Below are 25079 nucleotides of genomic sequence, written 5' to 3' on the forward strand. Positions count from 1 at the left end.
CTTACTTGCCGATGCAAAAATGCTGAAAGATATTTTGAAGTACCATGTCATTTGTGACCTCACCGGCTATGTCTGAAATGAAGAAAATGCACTCCCGTATATCTTGCGAAAGGAAGTCTCCGGAGATTTGAGAATCAAGTCCGTCTTGTACTCTATGGATTGCTTCAAGTGCTTTGCTTAATGCCTCATAATGTCTTACGTTTGTTACAATAATGTCGTTTTGCGTTACTGTGGGTAAGTGAGCTGCATTAATGAGCATTTTTTGAAGTTCTTCCGTGTTCCCCCGTTGTTTGGCTGATATGAAAATGGACTCTGTATATTCTTTTGAGGAGTCTTTTAGTAAAGTTAGTAAATCCTCCTTTTGCTTTTCTTCAATCAAATCAGCTTTGTTGAATACTGCAATCAGATGTTTTTCTTCGCAACGAGGAATAATTTTTTCAGATAACTGTTCTATTTGAGAAGCAGCATTCACAGAATCTATCATCCAAAGAACAATCTCTGCCTGATCCAGTTTCTGGAAAGTACGTTCAATGCCCAAACTTTCAATTGTATCATTTGTTTCACGGATTCCGGCAGTATCGATGAATCGAAAGGTGACGCCTCCTATATTAATCGTATCTTCGATGACATCGCGCGTTGTTCCGTGAATATCACTGACAATTGCCCTCTCCTCATTCAATAGTACATTCAACAGGGTCGATTTTCCAGCATTTGTCTCACCGATAATGGCAACAGGAACACCATTTTTGATAGCATTGCCTACACTAAACGAATGGACTAGTCGGGAAATAACTTGCTCAATTTTATCGGCCAACTTCCGTAATGCCGAACGGTCGGCAAATTCCACATCTTCCTCACTGAAATCCAGTTCCAGTTCAATCATGGACGTGAAGTTCAGCAACTTGTTACGCAAGTCTGTCAGTTCTTTGCTAAAACCTCCCCGCATTTGACTCATTGCCAAACGGTGGGTCGCGGCAGATGAAGAAGCAATCAGGTCGGCAACAGCTTCTGCCTGACTTAAATCCATTTTCCCATTGAGGAAAGCACGTTGTGTGTATTCTCCCGGTTGAGCCATACGGCAGCCGTTCTTGATGAGTAGTTGCATTACTTGCTGGAGGATATAAGAAGAACCATGACACGTAATTTCCGTACTATTTTCTCCCGTGTAAGAATGAGGAGCACGGAAAAGACTAACGAGTACTTCATCAATGATTTCTTCTCCGTCATAGATACGTCCGAAAGTCAGCGTGTATGGCTTTTGATCATTAAATAGTTTGCCGGCTTTTGCAGGTTTGAAGATACGGCTAGTGATAGAAATGGCTTCCGGACCGGAAACACGGATGCTTCCGATAGCTCCTCCCTGGGCAGTAGCGATGGCACAAATAGTATCTTGGTTCATTATATTTTCTTTTTGAATGGGCAAAGATAAGGGTTTCTATGTAAAAAACAGAAGATTAGGGACAAGTTGTACTTTATTTGTTCATATTTGTCAGCGTTCAGCAGTGTACACAACAAAATATGCAAAACAAATAACCATGACTATGGAGCCAGTACAAATTTATATTCACTAAATGAAAATGGTGAGATCGTAAGAGAAAATTTGCAAAAGATACTTTCTTTACTTGCTGCGCATCAAATAATTTTGTGGGAATATGATATCCCTACGGGAAAATGCAGTTTTACGGATGATTATTTTCGTACACTTGGATTAAAAGAAGCCGGAATGGTTTTTAAGGATATTAATGACTTCTATCGGTTTGCTCATCCTGATGATATGGATGCTTGCCAAAAGTCTTTTGCAGCAATGCTTACCTCGGAATCAAAGACTTCACAGATACGGGTTCGTTGTATCGGAGAACATAAGGAAGTTATTTGGCTCGAAGACCATTTTCTCTCTTATAAAGGAAATGATGAAACACATCCGGATAAACTTCTGGCATATACTGTGAACGTAACTATTCCAAGGAAGTATATGATTTGTTTATTCACAATATCCATGAGTATCGCTCCTTTTGAAGGGAATAAAGTGCTGGTCCTGATTCATGATATCAGTGATCGGATTTGTCGCTCGAGGGAATTGATTGAGACGAAACGGTGGCAGAAGACGCCGATAAGCTAAAGTCTGTTTTTCTAGCAAATATGAGTCACGAGATTCTTTATCCGTGAAAAGCCCGACTTGATATTAATGGATATTCGTATGCCTGTAATGGACGGCATTCAGGCTATGGAAAAGATTTGTACTATGTCTTTTGCGGTACCCATTATCGCTGTAATGGCTTATGCATTTTATACAGAGTAGCAGGCTATTCAGGCAGGATGCAACGCTGTCATATCGAAACCTTATTCCATGGAAAAACTGAGAGAAACGATAGAATCCTATATTGGTTGATTAATTTTCTGAAAGGGAATCAACATTCCGGAAATTGTAGTGTTATTAAGATAATAATAACACTCTAATTTTGTTGGAATATGAAGGAAGTAAAGAAGGTTGTACTCATCGGAGCGAGTGGTTTTGTTGGCTCAGCTCTTTTGAATGAGACTTTGAACCGTGGCTTTGAAGTGATAGCCGTGGTTCGGCACCCTGAAAAGATAAAGATAGAAAATGAGAATCTGAAAGTGACGAAGGCGGATGTGTCTTCTCTTGAAGAAGTATACGAAGTTTGTAAAGGGGCGGATGCCGTTATCAGTGCGTTTAATCCGGGATGGAATAATCCCGATATATATGATGAGACAATTAAAGTCTATCTGACTATTATTGACGGAGTGAAGAAAGCAGGAGTCAACCGTTTTCTTATGGTAGGCGGTGCAGGTTCATTGTTTATTGCGCCCGGCTTGCGATTAATGGATTCCGGTGAAGTACCCGAGAATCTTTTGCCCGGAGTAAAAGCTTTGGGAGAGTTTTATCTGAAGTTCCTGACGAAAGAGAAAGAAGTGGACTGGGTGTTTTTCTCTCCGGCAGCGGATATGCGACCGGGAGTACGTACGGGACGTTATCGTCTGGGAAAGGATGACATGATTGTGGACATTGTGGGGAACAGCCATATTTCTGTAGAGGATTATGCGGCCGCCATGATTGATGAACTGGAACATCCGCAACATCATCAAGAGAGATTTACGATTGGTTATTGATTAAAGAAAGGAGCGAATCGGTAAACAGTCGGAAATTATATAAGTGAATCAATAAGTGAAGAAGAATGGCTTGAATATATATCACAATGTATAATTCAAGCCATTTCTTATTAAGTGGTTATTATCTTGTTGTTTTTTATATTCTGTCGAGCACCGTTTGAATCAACGTATCAATCGTATTTTTATATCCGGTATTCGCCTCTTTGATAAGGCGGTTGGCTATTACCATGCAGACAGTCATGGCCTTGTGTCCCATTAACCGGCTAAGTCCTGCCAAAGCGGAACTCTCCATTTCGAAATTGGTTATCTTGAAACCTTTGTATTCAAACGCTTCAATCTTATCATTCTGTTTCGGATCTGCTAACGGAATACGGAGCTCACGTCCCTGCGGACCGAAGAAACCTCCGGCGGCAATTGTCACGCCACGTACCATATCATCCTTCGCAACCCGGTCAATTAATTCTTCGCTGGCATCAATAACATAGGGCGCAGGAGCACACATATTTCCCGACCACCCCATGTGGTTGAGGAAAGCACGTTCGAAAGCCAAGTCGCATACAGCATTGCGTCCGGCATAGAAATTCAATAATCCGTCGAAACCAATAGACTTCTGCGAACATACGAATGTTCCCACCGGTGTATTTGGCTGTAAACCGCCGCACGTACCGATACGTACTAACTCTAACTGCCGGAACTGTTCTTTTTCTTCTCGTGTCTCGAAGTCGATATTGGCTAATGCATCCAGTTCGTTCATTACGATATCGATATTATCGCAACCGATTCCGGTAGAAACGACAGTAATTCGTTTACCTTTATATGTGCCCGTGATTGTCTTGAATTCGCGGCTTTCCACTTCGCATTCTTTGTTTTCGAAATGAGAAGCTACGAGTGCCACACGTCCGGGATCACCAACCAGGATAACTTTGTCTGCCAACCATTCAGGTTTTACGTGAAGATGGAATACAGAGCCGTCTTCGTTGATAATCAATTCAGAGGATGGAAAGTACTTTTTCATGTTATTGAAAGGTTTTAGTTTTACAATAAGACTGTATCTATAAATACAAACGCCGGAACCGGATTTAAGTTCGGAAGAGGTATCTTTCTTTTTCCGCAGAAAAAAGAGCATACATCTTGGAACAGAATTGAAACCGGGTTCCGGCGTTTATAATAAATTATTTGCTCAACGGCTGATTACCGGTGTTTCCTGTTACCGGTTTGGCAATATTTTCACGCATGGAAGTATCTGCTTCGATATTTTTCATCCGGTAATAATCCATGATACCCAGATTACCGCTACGGAAGGCTTCTGCCATAGCTTTCGGTACTTCTGCTTCTGCTTCTATTACTTTCGCACGAGCTTCCTGCGCTTTGGCTTTCATTTCCTGTTCGGAAGCGACTGCCATTGCACGGCGTTCCTCTGCTTTTGCCTGCGCAATATTCTTGTCCGCATTAGCCTGATCAATCTGCAAAGCGGCGCCGATGTTCTTACCTATGTCAATATCCGCAATATCGATAGACAGGATTTCGAAAGCCGTTCCTGCATCCAATCCCTTGCGAAGCACGAGTTTGGAGATAGAATCCGGATTTTCGAGTACTGACTTATGATTTTCGGAAGAACCGATAGACGAAACAATACCTTCGCCTACACGGGCAAGAATCGTATCTTCACCTGCACCACCGACCAACTGGCGGATATTGGCACGTACGGTAACACGTGCTTTGGCTATCAACTGGATACCGTCTTTGGCAACAGCCGTAACGGGAGGTGTGTCGATAACTTTCGGGTTTACAGACATTTGCACGGCTTCGAATACGTCACGACCTGCAAGGTCGATAGCGGTAGCCATTTGGAAAGGTAGCTCGATATTCGCTTTCGATGCGGATACCAGCGCATGAACAACCTTTTCAACGTGTCCTCCGGCCAAATAGTGGGCTTCCAACTCATCGCGGGTGATGTTTTTCAATCCCGCTTTGTGGGCTTCAATCATTCCCGGCACGATGATATACGGCGGAACGTTACGTATACGCATTAGAAATAGTTGTATCAGTGAGATGTTGACTCCCGATACTTTTGCCGACAACCAAAGGAAGAACGGCACGTAATGGAAAAATATTATCAGGAAGATAATACCTCCGGCTATCAGAAAGATAGGCAAGTAGAAAGATGATTCCATTGATGTTTTTATTAAGTGAATATTATTTTCTGTGTTTCTCAACCATAATTGTACCGTCGGTGATACGGCTTACGATAATCGGCGTCTTTTCGTTGAGGAAGCCATCTATCGACTTCACTTCCACGATGTTTCCGTTGATTTCTGCATAACCGATTTGTGCCAGGCGGGTGGTACTGATACCGGTATCGCCTACCTTTACGCTATCCTCTGCACTACGGTCTACCTTAGAATCAATATCTTTTTTCAGAGCCAGTTTGTCGAGCATTTTCGACCGCATGAACCAGACGAGCGACCCGATGCAGGCTACTCCTGATATTCCCAAGGTAATGAATCCCGCTGCCATACCTAGATTGGCAAATGCATAGTAATTGGCATAAATGATGCAAACCAGTGCAGAGATTCCTGCCAGACTAATACCGGGTATGACAAACAGTTCTACCAGAAACAGTATTACTGCGGCGATAATGAGAACGGTGATAATAAGTATATCCATAGTTCAGAGTTATTATTATTTTGTTTTTTCCGCGTTTCGTACATTTATTTCAAGAGCATCCAGTTCGCCGGACATTTGCAATATTCTCTTTTCCAAATCAAGAATGGCCGGAGTCAATATTGTTTTTTCCTGTTTATTGCCGGTTGCATAACGTAGCCGCATGCTATTGAGTTTTTCTTCTTGCTGACGATAGTCTTTTTCCATTTGCTGGTAACGTTGGAAGAGTTGTTTGGCCTTGGCCGATTTGAAATCTTTCAGAAGATAATAAGTCGTATTATCATCAATCACAAACTCGAAATCTGCAATCCGGCGTTCCTGCGGCTTATGGCTCATAGCGGCTTCCAAACGTTGTTGTGCTTCGGCAACTGCCTTTTTATCTTTCCATGTTTCTTTCAACGAATGAATCTGTGCCAACCGAATCATTTGCTGCTGGTCCATAGCTTCATAGTTGTAGGTCTGCTTTGAATTGTTGGGGATAAATACATAGATGCAGACCTTTCCTTCCGGTTGGAAACGGTCGGAAGCAAACCAACCCAGATTATTATATTCGTCGATCACGTACATATAGTCATTGTAGGGAGAATTAAACGGCATCCCTACATTCTCCGGTACAAGATACGTATCGGTGTTCGTATTGTAACGGGTGACAAAGATATCATATCCTCCCAGCCCTTCACCGTCGCTTGCGTAATAAATAGTAACACCGTCTGCCATAACAAACGGATAGTTGGCGTTTCCGGAATCATTGATACTGCCGGGCAACGGACGTCCGTTACTCCATTCATCTAACAGCTTATTTTTTGAAAGAATATCCAGATTTCCTCTTTCGCCTTTTTCGCTATAATAGATTTTGTTTCCGATTTCGGTTTCGTAGACTGTTCCCGGGTTATCGCCTTCAGTTTTGAAGAACTCGTTGAAAGTAAACAGCTTACCTGATTCTTCGCTAATTTTATAAGCATTCAGGAAAGTAGACTTGTCTACCACAAAACTGTCGATAATGGAGACATCTTCTACGCCTTTCAGCATACGGAGATCGGCTTTGCTTTTCTCTAACAGCTTTTCAGCTTCTTCGGTAGGGCGTTTTCGTTTCTTTAAGTCGGTGATATATTCTTCGAAGCAGTTCACTGCATCTTCAAAACGGTACGTGTCATTGTAAGCTTGTCCCAGATAAAGCTGTCCGCTGGCTACCCGTTTCTTTACAGCCATTTCGAGAGGTTTCACAGCTTCTTCAGCTTCTCCTGTTTTCAGGCAACATACGCCATACCAGTAATTATAATTACCATTGGACGGTTGGGATTTAGCATATTTCTTAAAGACAGGCTTGGCTTTCTCGTAGTCACCTTTAGTGAATAAGGTGCGTGCCTGTTCCAGTGTTTGCGCAGAAACTCCTCCAAGGAAGAAACTGCAAATTAGAAATAAAATATATTTTCTTTTCATCGTTCTTAGCGTTTATGAGTGACGGTTTGGTAGAAAACGGTATCGTTTTCGGTCAACAGTCAATTTATCAATTGTTCAAAAGTACAAATTTATTAGAAATAAACCCTTTTTCGGCGATTCTATTATGTTAATTCTTCTTTAAATCATTCTTTTCGCTTACTTTTGCAGCCGATTTTTGAAGATATGACACAATTTACGGAAGAAGAGAAAACCATTCGCCGCGTTGAAAGGCGGTTCAGTAAAGGAGTGGTGCAATATGGACTGATAGAAGAAGGAGACAAAATCCTTATCGGACTGTCGGGAGGGAAAGATTCGTTGGCGCTTGTCGAATTGCTGGGTAAGCGTGTACGTATCTATAAACCTCGCTTTTCGGTTGTCGCAGTTCATGTGGTGATGAAAAATATCCCTTATCAGAGTGATACGGCATATTTGAAAGCGCATTGTGAAGCGTATGGAGTACCTTTTGTACAATATGAGACAGCCTTCGATCCGGCTACCGATACACGTAAGTCTCCCTGTTTCCTTTGTTCGTGGAATCGCCGGAAAGCTTTGTTTACAGTTGCCAAAGAGCATGGATGTAATAAGATAGCCTTGGGGCATCACATGGATGATATTCTGGAAACATTGCTGATGAATGTCACTTATCAGGGAGCATTTAGCACCATGCCTCCCCGTTTGGTGATGAAGAAGTTTGATATGACGATTATCCGTCCGATGTGTTTGGTCCACGAAGCTGACTTGGTAGAGTTGGCGGCTTTACACAGTTATCAGAAGCAAGTAAAGAATTGCCCTTACGAATCACAATCCAGCCGGAGCGATATGAAAGGGATTTTGCGGCAACTGGAGGAGATGAATCCGGAGGCCCGTTACAGTCTTTGGGGAAGCATGACGAATGTACAGGAAGAATTATTACCGGATAAAATAGATTAATTAAAATCGGTTGTTATGAAAGGAATATATACAATTTTGTTGCTTATCGTATCCAATGTCTTTATGACTTTTGCTTGGTACGGTCACTTGAAGATGAAACAGGAATATACTTGGTTTGCTTCTCTTCCGTTGATAGGTGTAATTGCTTTTAGCTGGGCAATTGCTTTTTTTGAGTATTCGTGTCAAATACCGGCGAATCGTATCGGGTTTATCGGTAATGGAGGCCCGTTTACATTGATGCAGTTAAAGGTGATTCAGGAAGTGATAACTCTTGTCATCTTTACGGTGTTTACTACTGTTTTTTTTAAAGGAGAGGCACTGCACTGGAATCATTTGGCTGCATTCGTTTGCCTGATAGCGGCAGTGTATTTTGTGTTTATGAAGTGAAAAGATATTGTTTGTCAAATCCGATATGAATGTTTGAAAATTAGAGGCTCTGTTTTACCCAAACAGAGCGTCTGTTTTATATAAATAGAGGCTCTATTTGCATAAAATAGAGCCTCTAATTTATTCGTATATTTTCGTTGTCTTTTTATTGGGGAGTAGTTATGTATTTTTTCATCCCTTCCGTATAGTAAGTCTTAAATTCTCCGTTGTCTCCACTATAAATAAAGTACGCGTCAATCTTGGGGTTTGCTTTGCAGAATGTTTCGGCTTCTTCCAGTCCCATTACCATAAAGGCGGTAGCCAGCGCATCGGCGGTCATACAGTCTTCTGCGATTACTGTGGCAGATAAGATATTGTGTTGCACCGGATAACCTGTTCTGGGGTCAATCGTATGAGCGTATTTTTTTCCGTCTTTATAGTAAAAGTTACGATAGTTGCCGGAGGTAGCCATACCGAGGTCGGTGAGGTCGAGTACCGTTTGTAAGTCTTGTCTCACGGATAGGGAGTCGTCAATCGGTTTGTTGATGCCGATACGCCATAAGTTGTTTTTGGGGTTAACCCCTTTTACTACCACTTCTCCGCCTATGTCTACCATATAATTCTTTATTCCTTTCCGGTCGAGCAGTTGGGCGATGACATCCACCGAATACCCTTTGGCAACCGCACTGCAACTTAACATGATGCGGGGATCTTGTTTGATAACTCTTCCATTTTCTAGTTTCACCTTTTCATAATCGGTGATTTGCAGCAGGCTATCTATCATTAATGAGTCCGGGAAAGCTCCTTTCTTGAATCCGAATCCCCAGGCGTTGGCCAGTGGGGCTATGGTTATGTCGAAAGCACCTTTGGTTTCACGGGAGATTTCCATGGAACGGTTGAAGCATTTTTGAAAGAAACTGTCTGTCACTAATTCTTCATTACGATTTACACGACTGATTACGGAACTGTCATTGAACGGAGATAATGAAAAGTCGAAACGTTTCAGTTCTGCTTCGATCTCTGGTTTCAAGTCACTGTCATATTGGTAGGTGATGTTGTATACTGTTCCGAATACAAGCCCTTTGATATTGTAATAGTTTGCTTGCTGATTGTGTCTGGCTAATATCCAAATGGTTGCCAGAATCAGGAACGCTAGCCAAAGGAAACTTTTCTTTGTTTTCATACGCTTTTCTATATTTTGATGAGAAACTTTTTCTTTTTATTGAAAGAATAAATGTTCAACCAATATTTTTAGTCCGATGATGACTAAAATGATACCTCCCCATAGTTCTGCTTTTAACTTTCGGGCAATCCCGCAGCCGCATTGGATACCAAAGATCAGCCCGATGAGCGACATGACAAATGAAACAAGTCCGATGATACAAATAGGAGAGAGGATTTGAGTATAATCTTGAACTCCCAGAAAGGCGAAGGAAATGCCGATTGCCAGTGCGTCAATACTTGTCGCTATCGCCATTGTGAATACTACTTTCAGCTTGGTGGGATTAAATAGCTGGCAACATTCTTCTTCCTTGAAAGATTCGAAAATCATTCTGCCGCCTAGAAAGGCAAGAATAGCAAAAGCGATCCAATGGTCTACGCTTTCTATCAGGTGACTGAAACTCTTGGCGAACATCCAGCCGATGAAAGGCATGAGAGCCTGAAAAAATCCGAAGGCGAAAGCCATGACCAGCATCGGTCTCCATTGGGTACGTTTTAAAATAATACCGCTTGCAATCGAAACAGCGAAACAGTCCATCGCCAAACCTATTGCAAGCAGCCAAATCTCTAGTCCTGTCATTATATTCTAAAGAGGTAGTTTATAAATGAGGGAATAAGTGATTCCCATATTGTTCGATTTATATTTTCCGTAGCCGGGCACATACCAAGGATCTCCGTATTCTCCCGTAGAAGCGCTGGTTTTATATTTCATGCGTACCGACCAGCCCATGTTGAAGTTCTTGTAAATGCGTACTTTAACTCCTAATACGATTTCCAACCATTGTACGGAGGCTTTCATTCCCGGATGATTGAACGGGATACTTCCTCCCCAGTAGTCGTCTCCGAGACTGGGATTACCGATGTTGTCCCCCCATATCGGATCATCTGCCGGCAGGGTCGATACATCGTATTTGAATGAACTGAACGCATAACGGATACCTGCATACAGATAACTGTTTTTCTCTTTCTTCTTTGCCATTGTGTTGTAATCCACACCGATGCGGAAGAAAGGGGCTGCTTTACTTTTATAGTGTATACCTGTTTCGCTCCATGTGTCTGTGCCTCCCATACCAAACTCAACTGTCGGGATGAATTTGTTCTTGAGGTTGACTGCTATACTTACTTCAGAACTCATAAAGTCACCACCCAGAAGTTTACTTCCGATGCCGTATAAGTCTACACCTACATACGTCCCGTTATAGAACGGAATTGTATCTATCTCGGTAACTTCCTTTTTCTTCTGATCTCTTTTGGGTGTATGGACCGGGCGTTGCTGCTGTGCTATCAACGGAAGCCCAATACAAAAGAGCAGAAGCAGACTAATTAGTCTCTTCGTCAGGTGTCCGCTCTCGGTATATAAAGAATATTTGTAGATTCTCAATTTCATTTGTATTGGCTTCTTTATTTCGTAAATAGATAGAATCTATTGTTTCCGCACTGTTTGTTTTATTTCCAAACTTGGCGCTGATGATGTTCTGTTTCATCATATATCCGCATTCCATAGACTGGAAATAGGGAGTGTTCTGTTGCACAATGTATAAAGTGTCTGCGTTATCCCAATTACGTACAGGGTCATACCGGAGAATAAATATAGTAGAATCGCTGGTATATCGTAATGGTAACATCACTTTGTGAACTTTCTTCTCATTATTTAGAATAATAGAGTCAGTTCCTAATGCTGTAATAGTTAATGAATCGAGTGTGTCATTTGCTATAACGTTTGGAACGAGAGTTTTGTCAATGGACTTGAATGTGCAATACATCATCGGTCGTCCTGCCAACGAACAGTCGTTTTCGTCCGAGCACGAACTGTGGATACTGATAGCACCACCGACAATTAGTAATATGAGAAAGATACGAATTAAATTCTTCATAATCAATGGTTGAATGTGAATCAAATTTTCTTTTCTATCTGATAGTTATTCCGTTCCGGTGCGTTACGCGAGATCAGTTCGCCTAAGAATCCGGCGAGGAACAGTTGTGTACCTATAATCATAGCCGTGAGTGACAAATAAAAATAGGGAGAATCGGTCACCAGTCTATAGGGGAGACCGTTGTACATGGCGTATAGCTTGCTTACACCTACAATGATAACGGATATCATTCCGATGAGAAACATCAGTGAACCTAGCAGACCGAAAAAATGCATGGGCTTGATTCCGAACTTGGAAAGGAACCAAAGAGAAAGCAAGTCCAAGTATCCGTTAACAAAGCGGTTCAGTCCGAATTTGGTTGTTCCGTATTTGCGTGCCTGGTGGTGTACCACCTTTTCACCGATTTTCTTGAATCCGGCATTCTTTGCCAGATAAGGGATATAACGGTGCATCTCACCATAGACTTCAATATGTTTGATGACCTCTTTGCGATAGGCCTTCAGCCCGCAGTTAAAATCGTGCAGATTCTTGATGCCCGAGACTTTGCGTGCAGTGGCGTTGAATAGCTTGGTCGGCAATGTCTTTGATATTGGATCATATCTTTTCTGTTTCCAGCCCGAAACCAAATCGTAGCCGTCTTCCGTAATCATCCGGTATAGTTCGGGGATCTCGTCCGGACTATCTTGCAAATCGGCGTCCATAGTGATAACCACATCACCCTGTGCCTCTGCAAATCCGCAATAGAGTGCAGGTGATTTACCATAGTTACGGCGGAACTTGATACCTTTCACACAGTCCGATTGGGCTTTGAGTTTTTCTATCACTTCCCATGAGCGGTCTGTACTTCCGTCGTTAACGAAAATCACTTCGAATGAGAATCCGTTGGCTTGCATTACCCGTTCTATCCAAGCGTAGAGTTCGGGTAGTGACTCTTCTTCATTGAATAATGGGACTACAACTGATATATCCAATTACGATTGAGACAGTCCGTTGTTTTCCGGTTTGGCTTTTTTCATGACCATTAGTCCGGTAGGGATAGCCAGAAGACTGCCCCAAAACACATCCCATGACAGTAATTGCATAGTAATGTTGATTGAGGTGAGTGAACGGGCGGTATCTATCGTTTCTTTTATAATATCTTTGTTTTCTGCCAGGGCAGGAGTGTTGGTCATTAACTCGTCCCAAAGTTGGATGTAAGAATTGACGATGAAGCCATGGTCTATGAATTGGAAATAAATGTAGTGTACCACAGCTACCAACAAAGAAGCGAACATATACATAAATATAGTAAAGAGTACTGCATGAGAAAACTGGATACTTCCTCCGCAGATTTTATTCCGATACATCTTCACGTAGTGGTAACCGATGAAGGGCACTGCCAGCGTCAGGATTACGAATAATAATGAAAGGAAGGGTATATGAAATCCTAACGGAAATAATATGAATTTCAATATCCAATAGATTCCCATATACGTGCCAAAGTGCATGGCATATTTTTGTAAATAACTTCTGTTTTCTGTCATCATCATTTATAAATTGCGCACAAAGGTACAAATAATCTCGGTTGGTAGGGGAAATATGGTTGTTAAAGTTAATAAAGCTACAAAAGTTACTGTCTGAATATTTTTTTTATGATTTTAATTGATTGAAATGTAGCCGGTTAGTTGTTGGCTGGTGAAAAAAGTTTCTTGCACCTATTGCAGAATCAATAAAAATGTCTACCTTTGCAACCGCAAAACGGGTAAGTCCTATACGGCCAGCTCCCTTCGAATCCTCCAGGGCTTGATCGCAGCAAAGGTAGTTGGTTGTAGCGGCGCTATAGTAAGCTTACCCACCCGCCTCTTTAGCTCAGTTGGCCAGAGCACGTGATTTGTAATCTCGGGGTCGTTGGTTCGAATCCGACAAGAGGCTCAAAAGAAGGATGCCAATCCGGATAAAAAAGCATTCAGGTAGTTGTCTGAATGCTTTTTTTGTTATCTGTTCCTGTATAATTTTATAAAGATTCCCAAAGTTGCCAGAATGATTAGTAAGGTAAGCCCGAATGCCCAATAGTTGATAACTCGTGATTCTGCGGTAAGTACATAATTTCCAGTCAGAAGGCGGAGACCGTCTATTTTCCATACCATTATATTATTGGTTGAAAGACTGGCGTTGGAAGAAAGAAGTGTGCCGGGCATTGTCAACTCAAATTGTATAGCATGATAGAATACTTCAGCAATCTTGATTTTCTGTTCGCACATATTGTCCATTGCCTTTGCATGGGCTTTATAAAGTTCCGAGTAATAGTTTGTTTGACCGACTTTATCAAAAAGCGCACAGACATCATCTATTCCTGCGTCTCCACAACTGTCTTTCCCTGACAGGTGATTGGTATAGACTGTTTCTTTGAGTTCGTTCAGGCGGTTTACGTAAACCGTGTCACCTTTTTGTGAGGTAAATTGGCGAATGACTTCCCAAATAATTTCGTATTGGCTGCGATTGTACCATTCTCCGAATTTAGCTTCGAGTTTATCTAGTTTGTCGTTTTGTTCGATGCCGTTCATACCGCTAAAGGCAGCGTTGTCTCCACGAAACCAGATTATTTGTTCTTCTTTATTCAGATATTTGTCAAGAGGGACCGGTCCTTTGTCCGGAAGTTCTTTATAAGTAGCGGTATATATATAATAGGTATAAAACCATTTAAAACGTTTCTTTAACTGCTCCGTAGGTATTGCCAAAGAGCTCATCTGTTCTTTTCCATTGGAGATAGAGAAATATTCTCCATTTATCAGGGGAATATTCCGGCAGGCTTTTACATTCAGTTTTTCTTCTTCTCCCCAGAAATTAAATTTGAGGGTGGAGTCCAGATTTACTATCTGCCAATCGGTATCTAATTGAAACAGAAATGGGTTATGTGTCTTATCTCCTGCAATGAAAGCGGAATCACCTCGTGCATAGACCTCTCTATGCATACTTCCATTGGTGTCTATCCGTGAAGTCATTCTATAATAAGTACTGCACGAAGTCATACCCAGTGACAGTAACAGTAGTAATGTTGCGATTGAATGATTAGTTTTCATACTCTGTTTATCTTAATTGGTTTTCTTTTATAATTTGAAGTATTCGCGTCTGCCGGAGCTTCCGGTGCTGCGTGTATTGAGAGGATAGGTAGGTACTTTTCTCCAAGAGTTGCATTTCTTCCCAGTTCTCCGGTAAGGGAAATGAAGTGCCGTTTGGCTGATAGACATATCCATTTTGCGTTTCTGCTTCGGAAAGGGAGGGAGGAAAACAAGCATCGTTTATAAATAAAAAGAGCAATAACGTTGCTGCGGTTCCTGATATCCAAGCACCAACGAGATATCTTATCTTTTTCTTTTTAGGAGCGTTATCGGTTATCTTATTCAGAATAGCCGCTGTTAGTTCTTCTGGATTTTCTAATATGGGTTGTCTGTTTTTGATTTCCGTCAACCATTCTTCGTACTTTTTATCTTCTTGTTTCATAAGTCGGGGTCTATTTGATTCATTTTATTACGTATATTCTTTCGGGCAAGATATAGAGTGCTTTTTATCTTCTCAGGTGATAGGCCTGTGATAGTTTGCACTTCTATGACTTCCAGTTCTTCTACATCACGCAGCATGAAAACAAGTTTCTGCTGGGGAGGAAGTTCGTTGGTATAGCGCAATATCAATTCTTTCAGTTGCCTGTTGGATAGAGATATTTCAATATTGTCGTCCGATGCGAGGTTGATAGAATCAGAAAAGGCGAACTCGTTGTTCAAAGACGAATGGCGAAGTGAACGTAAACGGTCATAACACGCGTTGCAGGTGATTTTATAAAGCCAGGTAGAAAAGCGATTCTTCCGATTATATGTTTTCAAGGATAACCAGACTTTTACAAATGTCTCCTGTGTTATGTCCCTGGCTTCGTCTTCGTCACAAAGCAACCGGAAGGCAAGCCTGAATACCATTGGCTGAAATTCGGTGACCAACTGGGCAAATGCTGCTGTGTCTTTCCGTTGGCTCCGGTCTACCAGTTCCAGTGTCTTTTCCTGATTTATCATTGTTTATTCATTCTTGTTTATTATATGATACGCATGAAAATGTTTCTGGTCGTTTGCGAATCATCAAATATATAAAAAAAGAGGATAGGCTTTTTAAAACCTATCCTCTTTTACTTATAAAGTAAAAAGTATGCTTACTTGATTCTCTTATATCCATATACGGCCAAGTCACCCAATTCTTCTTCGATACGAAGCAACTGATTGTATTTAGCCATACGGTCTGAGCGGCTCAAAGAACCGGTCTTGATTTGTCCGCTGTTAGTAGCTACTGCGATGTCGGCGATCGTAGCGTCTTCTGTTTCACCGGAACGGTGAGAAGTAACAGTTGTATATCCGTGGCGGTGAGCCATTTCGATAGCGTTCAATGTTTCCGTTAGCGAACCGATTTGGTTTACTTTAATCAGGATAGAGTTGGCGCAGCCTTTTTCAATACCCATTGCTAGGAAGTCGACATTCGTTACAAACAAGTCGTCACCTACTAGTTGGCAACGGTTGCCGATACGTTCGGTAAGTTTCTTCCAGCCGTTCCAGTCGTTCTCACTCATACCGTCTTCAATAGAGTCGATAGGATATTTATTGATCAGTTCTTCCAAGTAGTCGATCTGTTCTTCAGCAGTACGCTTTTTGCCTTTTGCACCTTCAAACTTGGTGTAATCATAGATGCCGTCATGATAAAATTCGGAAGAAGCACAGTCCATACCAATCATAACGTCTTTGCCCGGTTCGTATCCTGCAGCTTTTATAGCGGCTAGAATTGAATTCAGAGCATCTTCCGTACCTTCCAAGTTGGGGGCGAAACCACCTTCGTCGCCTACGGCAGTGCTAAGACCGCGGTCTTTTAATACTTTCTTCAATGCATGGAATACTTCGGCACCCATTCTTAATCCTTCTCTGAAAGAAGGAGCGCCTACGGGACGAATCATAAATTCCTGGAATGCGATAGGAGCATCGCTATGTGAACCGCCGTTGATGATATTCATCATCGGTACAGGCATTACGTAAGTATTTGTTCCGCCGATATAACGGTATAGAGGAAGGTCGAGATAACTAGCGGCAGCTTTGGCTACGGCAAGAGACACACCGAGGATAGCGTTGGCACCTAAATTAGATTTAGTCTTGGTACCGTCCAATGCCAACATTGCGTAGTCGATTCCTCTCTGGTTGAGTGAAGACATACCGATTAGTTTCGGAGCGATGATTTTATTTACATTGTCAACCGCTTTTTGTACTCCTTTTCCACCGTAACGTTGTTTGTCACCGTCACGAAGTTCCAATGCTTCGTGTTCACCTGTGGAAGCACCCGACGGCACGGATGCGCGTCCCATAATGCCTGATTCCAATACTACGTCAACTTCTACTGTGGGGTTACCTCTTGAATCGAGAATTTCTCGAGCTACAATTTTTTCAATTTTCATCGTTTCTATTGTTTTTGAATAAGATTTCTGCAAAAGTACGGACTTGACAGAGAGTGAGAAATCACTATAAATAGGTATTCTTTTTGGCCCTATTCCCTATATGTCGTTAGTCCGATCTTATAATATAACAACGGGACGATGTTTTTTGTTTGAATGCAGGCGAATGAAATTTGAAGGATTTTAGTCTTCGATAATAACACCCAGCAAAGGAAGTAAATCCATAGCTTGTAAGGACGTGATAATAGCTCCTTTTAGGTCACTGGTATTAAGTGTTATACTGCTGATGCGGGAGGTGCGTAGGTCTATTCCCCGGAGTGGGGCGTGTGAGAAGTCGGCTTCCACCAAATCGCAACTATCAAAAGCGACGGAAGAAAAGCGGCAGTCATTGAAACTCCCGTTTCTGAACAGGCAGTGCGCAAAACGTACCTGGTTCATTTTACTCATTGCCAGATTGATGTATCCGGCATTGCACTCGTGTAGCAGAATATGATTCAAAGTGGTTTCCGAAAAATTAGTTCCCAGCAACTTACAGAAAATAAATTCTACTCGGTACAAAGAGCTTTCTGCAAAAGAAATATTGGATAGGTCGCAGTTCTCGAACCGGACATCTGTCAGTTGGGATGAATGGAATTTGCATTCGCTGAATATCTGATTTTGGAAAGTACAGTTCTTGAAACTTTTATAGGACTTGTTGATTCCTTCTTCTTTTCCTTTGTTAAATAAAAGATCGGAGACTGTTTCTTCCTTGTCAAGCCATTCTTGTAAAGTGCTTGCACTGGTTTCTTGTTCTTCCATTATCGGAGAAACTACACGGACGGGTTTAGCTGTATTTCTTTTTGTCATGTTGCAAAGGTTCCTTTTTTATAATTGTTTTCCTAAATAACCGCCTGCCACTACAGCTGTCAGTCCTATTGCTATACTTAATAGGGTGTAGGTAATGAATGTACCGTAAAATTCTCCTTTTAACAGCCCTATGCCGTCACTGGAGAAAGTAGAGAAGGTGGTAAATCCTCCGCATAATCCTGTTGTTAGAAAAAGGCGAACTTCGAAAGGAAAGTGGAACCGTTCGGAAAGAGCGTAAAATAGTCCGATGAGAAAACTACCGAAGATATTGACCGTGAAAGTAGCCCACGGAAAATTGTAGGGAACAATCCGTTCGTGCATAAGTAGCTGTATGCAATAACGCAATGCGCTACCGGTGCCGCCACCAAGAAAAATATAGATAATTTCTTTACTCATTTGGTTTTAGATATTTGTATCAGAGTTGGTGTAACTCTTTGGAAAAATAAAATAATTGTGTGCAAATATAGGAAGAATGTGTAATATACGTGTATAGTCAATCTGTTTTATTCGGCATAGCTACTGTGCTTTTTTCTCTTTACTTTCATTATTCGTTTTGTAATTAGTGTTTTATGTGATTGGATATATATTATGGAGAACATTATTGCAGTACATCGGTTGATAAGAAAGTAACAAAATAGTGATTTAAAACATTCAGGTGAAAAAGATTGTTTTTTTAATCTCCATATTTTAATAAATATTAGTTGTTGCTCCGCAAAGAAAACTAAAACTTTGCGGAGTTCTTTTTTTATTAGACGGATTCTTTTTTGTACTTTTGCACATCTTTTTTTAAAACATCATCAATAAAGAGAACGACATGGGAGGTTTTTTCGGAACAGTCTCACAAGTGAGCTGCGTGACTGATTTATTCTACGGTACAGATTATAATTCACATTTGGGGACGAAACGGGGTGGACTTGCTACCTATAGTGAAGAGCGAGGTTTCATCCGATCAATCCACAACCTGGAAAGTACTTATTTCCGTACTAAATTTGAAGATGAACTGGATAAGTTCAAAGGAAATGCCGGAATCGGTATTATTAGTGATACAGACGCACAGCCTATTATTATTAATTCTCACCTCGGACGCTTTGCCATTGTTACTGTCGCAAAAATCACCAATATTAAAGAATTGGAAGATGAGCTTCTCTCGCAGAATATGCATTTCGCCGAACTTAGTTCAAGCAACACCAATCAGACGGAACTTATTGCATTACTTATCATACAAGGCAAAACTTTTGTCGAGGGTATCGAAAATGTATTCAAGCATATCAAAGGTTCTTGTTCCATGCTTCTGTTGACGGAAGACGGAAGTATTATTGCTGCCCGTGACCAGTGGGGACGTACTCCCGTAGTGATCGGAAAGAAAGAGGGTGCGTATGCTGCAACCAGTGAATCATCCAGTTTTCCGAATCTGGATTATGAGATTGACCGATATCTGGGTCCGGGCGAAATTGTACGTCTGTACAGCGATCATGTTGTACAACTACGTAAGCCGGGTGAAGGTATGCAGATTTGTTCGTTCTTGTGGGTGTATTATGGTTTCCCGACTTCCTGTTATGAAGGGAAGAATGTTGAGGAAGTACGTTTCACGAGTGGCTTGAAAATGGGACAAATGGATAAATCGGAAGTAGACTGTGCTTGTGGCATTCCTGATTCGGGAGTCGGCATGGCATTAGGATATGCAGAAGGCAAGGGAGTCCCTTATCATCGGGCTATTTCGAAATATACACCGACATGGCCTCGTAGTTTTACACCGAGCAATCAGGAGATGCGTTCTCTTGTAGCGAAGATGAAACTGATTCCGAATCGTGCCATGCTCCAAGGCAAACGTTTGTTGTTTTGTGACGATTCAATCGTTCGTGGAACTCAGTTACGTGATAATGTGAAGATTCTGTATGATTATGGAGCAAAAGAGGTACATATGCGTATTGCTTGTCCTCCGTTGATTTATGCTTGTCCGTTTGTCGGATTCTCAGCTTCCAAGAATGCGTTGGAGTTGATTACCCGCCGTATTATAAAGGAATTGGAAGGTGACGAAGATAAGAATCTGGAGAAATATGCTACCACCGGCTCTCCTGAATATGAGAAGATGGTTAGCATTATTGCCGAACGCTTCGGTCTGACTTCTTTGAAATTTAATACTCTCGAAACATTGATTGAAGCTATCGGATTGCCGAAATGTAAAGTGTGTACACACTGCTTTGATGGTAGTAGCCACTTTTAAAAGATATTATACAATAAAAAAGAGCCGTGAATTGCTTTGTAATTCACGGCTCTTTTTTTACCTTTACGGCACTATAAACTATCAAATTGTAATTAATAACTTGTAATTAAATAACATGACTTTAGTAGACAGATTCTTAAAGTACGTAAGCTTCGATACACAATCTGATGAATCGACAGGGATTACCCCCAGTACTCCGAAGCAAATGGTATTTGCTGAATATTTGAAAACAGAGTTGGAATCTTTAGGCCTGGAGGATATTACTCTGGACGAGCATGGCTATCTTTTTGCCACGCTTCCTGCCAATATAGATAAGGATGTACCCACAATCGGATTTATTGCCCACATGGATACAAGTCCTGATATGAGTGGTAAAGATGTGACTCCGCGTATTGTAGAAAAGTACGATGGTTCGGATATCATGCTTTGTGCCGAAGATAATATAATTCTTTCTCCCGTTCAATTTCCCGAATTGCTTGATCATAAAGGAGAGGACCTGATTGTTACCAACGGAAAAACATTGTTGGGTGCAGATGATAAAGCTGGGATCGCCGAAATAGTATCGGCTGTTGTTTACTTGAAAGAACATCCTGAGATCAAACACGGGAAGATTCGCATCGGCTTTAATCCGGACGAAGAAATTGGTGAAGGCGCTCATAAATTTGATGTGGAGAAGTTCGGTTGTGAATGGGGATATACAATGGACGGAGGTGAAGTAGGAGAGCTAGAGTTTGAAAACTTTAATGCTGCTGCTGCCAAGATTCTTTTTAAGGGACGCAATGTACATCCGGGGTACGCCAAAAATAAGATGATTAACTCGATCTATCTTGCCAATCAGTTTATTACTCTGTTGCCTTCTATAGAAAGACCGGAACATACGACAGGCTACGAGGGATTCTATCATTTGATCGGTATTCAGGGCGAAGTGGAGCAATGCACTGTTTCTTATATTATTCGTGACCATGACCGGGCTAAATTCGAAGAACGTAAGAAAGAGATAGAACGCCTGGTTGCCCGGATGAATACCGAATATGGTGAAGGCACTGTAACTCTTGAATTGCGCGACCAATATTATAATATGCGTGAAAAGATAGAACCGGTAATGCACATTATTGACATCGCTTTTGCTGCTATGGAAGCCGTAGGCGTGAAACCGAATGTGAAGCCAATTCGTGGAGGTACGGACGGTGCGCAGCTTTCTTTCAAAGGTCTGCCATGTCCGAATATCTTTGCCGGTGGTCTGAATTTTCACGGACGTTATGAGTTTGTTCCTATTCAGAATATGGAAAAGGCGATGAACGTTATTGTGAAGATCGCCGAGCTGGTAGCTTCCAGATGATTTTCAATTACGGATATACCTGATATATAAACTTAATACTTAATACTTAAAAACTGAGATTCATGAAAACCACTCCGTTTACAGAGAAACATATAGCACTAGGTGCTAAAATGCACGAGTTTGCCGGTTATAATATGCCGATAGAATACTCCGGCATCATTGATGAACATCTGACTGTTTGCAATTCAGTCGGTGTGTTTGATGTATCCCACATGGGAGAATTTTGGGTGAAAGGTCCGAATGCATTGGCTTTTCTACAGAAAGTGACTTCCAATAATGTGGCGGCATTAACTCCCGGTAAGATACAATATACCTGCTTCCCTAATGAAGATGGTGGTATTGTAGACGATTTACTGGTTTATCATTATGAACCGGAAAAATATTTGTTGGTGGTTAATGCTGCCAATATGGATAAAGATTGGGATTGGTGTGTGTCTCATAATACAGAGGGGGCGGAGTTGGAAAATTCCTCTGATAATATAGGTCAGCTTGCTGTGCAAGGTCCGAAAGCAATTCTTGCTTTGCAAAAACTGACGGATGTTGATTTATCATCTATTCCATATTATACTTTTAAAGTTGGAAAGTTTGCAGGCGAGGACAATGTGATAATCTCTAATACAGGTTATACGGGTGCAGGAGGTTTTGAACTCTATTTCTATCCGAGTGCAGCCGATACAATTTGGACAGCTATTTTCGAAGCTGGTGAAGAATTTGGTATTAAACCGGTGGGGTTGGGAGCGCGTGATACACTCCGACTGGAAATGGGCTTCTGTCTCTATGGCAATGATTTGGATGATACGACTTCACCTATAGAAGCCGGTTTGGGCTGGATCACGAAATTTGTAGAAGGCAAAAACTTTATCAACCGTCCTATGTTAGAGAAGCAGAAAGCGGAAGGAACAACTCGTAAATTAGTCGGCTTTGAAATGATTGACCGGGGGATTCCTCGTCACGGTTATGAACTAGTGAATCAGGAAGGAGAGAAGATTGGAGTGGTTACATCCGGTACTATGTCGCCTACCCGTAAAATTGGTATTGGTATGGGATATGTGAAACCGGAATATAGTAAAATCGGTACTGAAATTTGCATTGATATGCGCGGACGTAAACTGAAAGCAGTAGTGGTGAAACCACCTTTTAGAAAATAAAGATTAAACTCTATTTTATAGGTTAGCCTCGGAAATATGTCAACGTTTTCCGGGGCTAATTGATTTTATGACGGTTACTATGAAACATATCCGTTAATATGTTGTTTATGCCATAGAAATATTATAATTTTGTCATCAAATACGATGAACTAATGTCTCAATTACCTACTCTTATAGCTGATCTCGCACTGATATTGATCTGTGCCGGTATCATGACTCTGTTATTCAAGAAGTTGAAGCAGCCTCTAGTGCTGGGGTATGTCGTTGCCGGATTTTTGGCAAGTCCTCATATGCCGTTTACGCCTTCAGTAATGGATAGTGCCAACATTAAGACATGGGCGGATATCGGTGTTATCTTTTTATTGTTCGCTCTCGGGCTTGAATTTAGTTTTAAAAAGATTGTAAAAGTGGGTGGTTCCGCTATCATAGCTGCTTGTACCATTATCTTTTGTATGATTTTGTTGGGGATAGGAGTCGGTATGAGTTTCGGATGGCACCGAATGGATAGTCTGTTCCTGGGCGGTATGATTGCAATGTCCTCTACTACTATTATTTATAAAGCATTTGATGATCTGGGATTGAGAAAAAAACAGTTCACAGGGCTTGTGTTAAGTATCTTGATTCTGGAAGATATATTGGCTATCGTTTTAATGGTGATGCTTTCCACTATGGCAGTAAGTCATAATTTTGAAGGTACGGAGATGTTGGAAAGTATCGGAAAGTTATTGTTCTTCCTTATTTTATGGTTTGTAGTGGGTATTTATTTAATTCCTGAATTTCTGAAACGTTGCAGGAAACTAATGGGAGAGGAGACTTTACTTATCGTATCCCTGGCATTATGTTTCGGTATGGTGGTAATGGCTGCCAATACGGGATTCTCCGCCGCATTCGGTGCGTTCATTATGGGGTCTATCTTAGCCGAGACCATCGAAGCGGAATCCATAGATCGATTAGTGAAACCGGTCAAAGATCTTTTCGGAGCTATCTTTTTCGTATCGGTGGGTATGATGGTAGATCCGGCAATGATTGTGGAGTATGCCATACCTATCATAGTAATTACTCTGGCAGTAATTTTGGGACAGGCAATTTTCGGAACATTTGGAGTAATTCTTTCCGGAAAGCCCTTGAAAACAGCTATGCAATGTGGCTTTAGTTTGACACAAATCGGTGAGTTTGCATTTATTATAGCCTCGTTGGGAGTATCTTTGCATGTGACGAGTGATTTCCTGTATCCGATAGTGGTGGCAGTTTCCGTTATTACCACTTTTCTAACTCCCTATATGATTCGTCTGGCGGAACCCGCTTCCACTTTTGTTGATGCTCACTTGCCGGAATCCTGGAGAAAGTTCTTGATGCGTTATTCTTCCGGATCGCAAACCGCACTCAATCACGAAAATCTGTGGAAAAAGTTATTGATAGCAATGGTGCGTATTACAGTTGTTTATTCGATAGTCAGCATATCTATCATTGCTCTTTCTTTCCGCTTTGTGGTACCGTTCTTTAAGGAGAACTTACCCCATTTCTGGGCGTCACTGTTGGGAGCGGTCTTTGTTATTCTATGTATTGCTCCTTTTTTGCGTGCTATTATGGTGAAGAAAAATCATTCGGTCGAGTTTGTGACTTTGTGGCATGATAGCCGTACGAATCGTGCTCCCTTAGTTTCTACTATCGTTATCCGGATTATGATAGCGGCACTGTTCGTTATTTTTGTAATATCGGGATTGTTCAAAGCATCTATCGGCTTAATAATAGGGGTTGCTGTGCTTGTCGTGTTGCTTATGGTATGGTCACGCCGTTTGAAAAAACAGTCAATATTAATTGAGCGACGTTTCTTTCAGAATCTTCGTTCAAGAGATGTGCGTGCAGAATATCTGGGAGAAAAGAAACCGGAATATGCCGGACGTTTGTTGTCTCATGATTTACATCTTGCCGATATGGAAATTCCCGGAGAATCTTCTTGGGCTGGTAAAACATTGCTGGAACTGAATTTGGGAAAGAAGTTCGGTGTACATGTAGCTTCTATTCTTCGTGGAAAGAGAAGGATTAACATTCCCGGAGGCTCCGTCCGTTTGTTCCCAATGGATAAGATACAAGTGATAGGAACGGATGAGCAATTGAGTGTTTTTAATGAGGCTATGCAAAATGGTGCAAAGATCGACTGGGATGTATATGAAAAGAGTGAAATGGCTTTGAGGCAGTTTATCATAGATGCAGATTCTGTCTTTCTAGGTAAGACAATTCGTGAATCGGGTATTCGTGATAAGTATCACTGTATGATAGCGGGCATTGAAAATGAGGACGGTGCGTTGATGGTACCGGATGTAAATGTGCCGCTTGTAGAAGGAGATGTAGTGTGGGTGGTAGGTGAGAAAGAGGATGTATACCAATTAATCGATCAAAAAAGCGAAAAAGTACAGGTCGGATAAAAATAGAACACCTATTTTTG

Annotated in this window: 24 protein-coding genes, 1 tRNA gene and 1 pseudogene; 9 read left to right on the plus strand and 17 right to left on the minus strand. The window is 41.4% G+C overall.

All coding sequences use genetic code 11. The annotated features are described in order from the left end of the window. Position 1: 1 nt before the first annotated feature. Entirely contained in the window at positions 2-1399 is a 1398-nt protein-coding gene (mnmE, locus tag BHV72_RS03030; protein ID WP_286854472.1) for a tRNA uridine-5-carboxymethylaminomethyl(34) synthesis GTPase MnmE, read from the minus strand. A gap of 201 nt (positions 1400-1600) precedes the next feature. Here mnmE and BHV72_RS03035 point away from each other — a divergent pair. Beyond that, positions 1601-2389 (plus strand): annotated as a pseudogene (locus tag BHV72_RS03035) (response regulator). Between the two features lie 80 nt (positions 2390-2469). After that, on the plus strand, positions 2470-3129 hold the full coding sequence (locus BHV72_RS03045; RefSeq protein ID WP_122134662.1) for an NAD(P)-dependent oxidoreductase: 660 nt from the start codon (positions 2470-2472) through the stop codon (positions 3127-3129). A 136-nt stretch (positions 3130-3265) separates the two neighbouring features. Here BHV72_RS03045 and BHV72_RS03050 read toward each other — a convergent pair whose 3' ends face one another. The 4 genes from BHV72_RS03050 to BHV72_RS03065 form a co-directional block, all read right to left on the minus strand. Further along, positions 3266-4144, minus strand: a complete 879-nt coding sequence (locus tag BHV72_RS03050) for a nucleoside phosphorylase (protein ID WP_005680311.1) — start codon at positions 4142-4144, stop codon at positions 3266-3268. Positions 4145-4301: 157 nt separating this feature from the next. Next, positions 4302-5303 carry a flotillin-like protein FloA gene (floA, locus tag BHV72_RS03055; RefSeq protein WP_005677535.1) on the minus strand — a complete coding sequence of 334 codons (1002 nt, stop codon included), beginning with the start codon at positions 5301-5303 and terminating at the stop codon, positions 4302-4304. 22 nt (positions 5304-5325) lie between these two features. Continuing rightward, positions 5326-5796, minus strand: a complete 471-nt coding sequence (locus BHV72_RS03060; protein ID WP_005677536.1) for an NfeD family protein — start codon at positions 5794-5796, stop codon at positions 5326-5328. Positions 5797-5811: 15 nt separating this feature from the next. After that, entirely contained in the window at positions 5812-7233 is a 1422-nt protein-coding gene (locus BHV72_RS03065) for a tetratricopeptide repeat protein (RefSeq protein WP_005677537.1), read from the minus strand. A 183-nt stretch (positions 7234-7416) separates the two neighbouring features. Between BHV72_RS03065 and BHV72_RS03070 the strand changes: the two genes are divergently transcribed. Together BHV72_RS03070 and BHV72_RS03075 are read left to right on the plus strand one after the other, a co-directional pair. Beyond that, positions 7417-8163, plus strand: coding sequence for a PP-loop family protein (locus BHV72_RS03070; RefSeq protein WP_055170279.1), 747 nt, complete (start codon positions 7417-7419; stop codon positions 8161-8163). A 15-nt stretch (positions 8164-8178) separates the two neighbouring features. Then, a complete protein-coding gene (locus tag BHV72_RS03075) occupies positions 8179-8550 on the plus strand; it encodes a DMT family protein (RefSeq protein ID WP_005677539.1) in 372 nt (123 codons plus the stop codon). Between the two features lie 145 nt (positions 8551-8695). On the opposite strand, the gene BHV72_RS03080 is transcribed toward BHV72_RS03075, so the two are convergent. Genes BHV72_RS03080 through BHV72_RS03105 form a run of 6 tightly spaced genes read right to left on the minus strand, consistent with a single transcriptional unit; the run spans position 8696 to position 13153 of the window. Beyond that, the gene (locus BHV72_RS03080; protein WP_005680314.1) at positions 8696-9712 is read right to left on the minus strand and encodes an FAD:protein FMN transferase; all 1017 of its coding nucleotides are present in this window, start codon (positions 9710-9712) and stop codon (positions 8696-8698) included. 36 nt (positions 9713-9748) lie between these two features. Continuing rightward, positions 9749-10330 carry a manganese efflux pump MntP gene (locus tag BHV72_RS03085; protein WP_022041393.1) on the minus strand — a complete coding sequence of 194 codons (582 nt, stop codon included), beginning with the start codon at positions 10328-10330 and terminating at the stop codon, positions 9749-9751. Between the two features lie 6 nt (positions 10331-10336). Then, positions 10337-11137 carry a DUF6048 family protein gene (locus BHV72_RS03090; protein WP_005677542.1) on the minus strand — a complete coding sequence of 267 codons (801 nt, stop codon included), beginning with the start codon at positions 11135-11137 and terminating at the stop codon, positions 10337-10339. Further along, positions 11070-11624, minus strand: coding sequence for a DUF6452 family protein (locus BHV72_RS03095; protein WP_122264538.1), 555 nt, complete (start codon positions 11622-11624; stop codon positions 11070-11072). Before BHV72_RS03095 ends, BHV72_RS03090 begins: the two co-directional genes overlap by 68 nt. Positions 11625-11644: 20 nt before the next feature. After that, positions 11645-12595, minus strand: a complete 951-nt coding sequence (locus tag BHV72_RS03100; RefSeq protein ID WP_005677545.1) for a glycosyltransferase family 2 protein — start codon at positions 12593-12595, stop codon at positions 11645-11647. Continuing rightward, positions 12596-13153, minus strand: coding sequence for a DUF4199 domain-containing protein (locus BHV72_RS03105; RefSeq protein ID WP_122134658.1), 558 nt, complete (start codon positions 13151-13153; stop codon positions 12596-12598). It lies immediately after the preceding gene. A gap of 308 nt (positions 13154-13461) precedes the next feature. Here BHV72_RS03105 and BHV72_RS03110 point away from each other — a divergent pair. Then, a tRNA-Thr gene (locus BHV72_RS03110) sits at positions 13462-13535 on the plus strand. A gap of 62 nt (positions 13536-13597) precedes the next feature. Here BHV72_RS03110 and BHV72_RS03115 read toward each other — a convergent pair. The 6 genes from BHV72_RS03115 to crcB form a co-directional block, all read right to left on the minus strand. After that, positions 13598-14683, minus strand: a complete 1086-nt coding sequence (locus tag BHV72_RS03115) for a hypothetical protein (RefSeq protein ID WP_022041433.1) — start codon at positions 14681-14683, stop codon at positions 13598-13600. A gap of 7 nt (positions 14684-14690) precedes the next feature. Next, complete coding sequence (locus BHV72_RS03120) at positions 14691-15104, minus strand: hypothetical protein (protein ID WP_122134656.1); 414 nt, start codon at positions 15102-15104, stop codon at positions 14691-14693. Next, entirely contained in the window at positions 15101-15664 is a 564-nt protein-coding gene (locus BHV72_RS03125; RefSeq protein ID WP_161990430.1) for an RNA polymerase sigma factor, read from the minus strand. The genes BHV72_RS03120 and BHV72_RS03125 overlap by 4 nt, the downstream gene beginning before the upstream one ends. 134 nt (positions 15665-15798) lie before the next feature. Next, entirely contained in the window at positions 15799-17079 is a 1281-nt protein-coding gene (gene eno / locus BHV72_RS03130) for a phosphopyruvate hydratase (protein WP_005680321.1), read from the minus strand. Positions 17080-17259: 180 nt separating this feature from the next. Next, positions 17260-17922, minus strand: a complete 663-nt coding sequence (locus BHV72_RS03135) for a pentapeptide repeat-containing protein (RefSeq protein WP_022041430.1) — start codon at positions 17920-17922, stop codon at positions 17260-17262. A gap of 18 nt (positions 17923-17940) precedes the next feature. Next, positions 17941-18318, minus strand: a complete 378-nt coding sequence (gene crcB, locus BHV72_RS03140) for a fluoride efflux transporter CrcB (RefSeq protein WP_055170289.1) — start codon at positions 18316-18318, stop codon at positions 17941-17943. Positions 18319-18736: 418 nt separating this feature from the next. On the opposite strand from crcB, the gene BHV72_RS03145 reads away from it, so the two are divergent. From BHV72_RS03145 to BHV72_RS03160, 4 genes are all read left to right on the plus strand, one after another. Further along, on the plus strand, positions 18737-20146 hold the full coding sequence (locus BHV72_RS03145; protein WP_005677553.1) for an amidophosphoribosyltransferase: 1410 nt from the start codon (positions 18737-18739) through the stop codon (positions 20144-20146). Between the two features lie 115 nt (positions 20147-20261). Then, positions 20262-21485 (plus strand): peptidase T, encoded by a 1224-nt coding sequence (pepT, locus tag BHV72_RS03150; protein ID WP_005677554.1) that lies wholly within the window; start codon positions 20262-20264, stop codon positions 21483-21485. A 62-nt stretch (positions 21486-21547) separates the two neighbouring features. Beyond that, a complete protein-coding gene (gene gcvT / locus BHV72_RS03155) occupies positions 21548-22633 on the plus strand; it encodes a glycine cleavage system aminomethyltransferase GcvT (RefSeq protein ID WP_005677555.1) in 1086 nt (361 codons plus the stop codon). A 152-nt stretch (positions 22634-22785) separates the two neighbouring features. Next, a complete protein-coding gene (locus BHV72_RS03160) occupies positions 22786-25059 on the plus strand; it encodes a monovalent cation:proton antiporter family protein (RefSeq protein ID WP_005677557.1) in 2274 nt (757 codons plus the stop codon). Positions 25060-25079: the final 20 nt, after the last annotated feature.

The sequence above is a fragment of the Bacteroides sp. 43_46 genome, from assembly GCF_001915455.1.
Taxonomy (GTDB): Bacteria; Bacteroidota; Bacteroidia; order Bacteroidales; family Bacteroidaceae; genus Bacteroides; species Bacteroides caccae.